At 57.6% G+C, this 523-nt stretch carries 1 protein-coding gene; it reads right to left on the bottom strand.

Translation table 11 applies throughout. From position 1 onward, the window contains the following. Positions 1-434: hypothetical protein (locus AWB76_RS42840; protein ID WP_157696354.1), on the bottom strand; the 434-nt coding region annotated here is incomplete at its 3' end. Positions 435-523 lie beyond the last annotated feature (89 nt).

Below are 523 nucleotides of genomic sequence, written 5' to 3'. Positions count from 1 at the left end.
GGGCTGAGCACGGTAACGTCCAGCGTCGATTCTCTCTCGACCGGCTTGAGTACCGTGACGTCCGATGTAAGTTCGCTCTCGACGGGCATGAGCACGGTCACGTCCAACGTCAGTTCGTTGTCAACCGGTATGAGCACGGTAACGTCCAACGTCAGTTCGCTGTCGACCGGTATGAGCACCATAACGTCCAATGTGAGCTCACTGTCGACCGGTATGAGCACCGTAACGTCCAACGTGAACTCGCTGTCGACGAATGTGAGCACGGTGACCTCCAGTGTGACTTCGCTGTCGACGGGTCTCGATTCGCTCTCTGCTTCGGCTTCGACGGGGCTGAGCACGGTAACGTCCAGCGTCGATTCTCTCTCGACCGGCTTGAGTACCGTGACGTCCGATGTAAGTTCGCTTTCGACGGGCATGAGCACGGTCACGTCCAACGTCAGTTCGTTGTACGCGATCCACGAACGACGCCCCTCGGAGTAAGGTTGAGTAAGGTGGAGAGCGCGTGATGTATGTCAGCAATGCG

The sequence above is a fragment of the Caballeronia temeraria genome (assembly GCF_001544795.2).
Taxonomy (GTDB): Bacteria; Pseudomonadota; Gammaproteobacteria; order Burkholderiales; family Burkholderiaceae; genus Caballeronia; species Caballeronia temeraria.
Note: the sequence above shows the minus strand (reverse complement) of the source record. Positions and strands in the feature narration are given on the sequence as shown.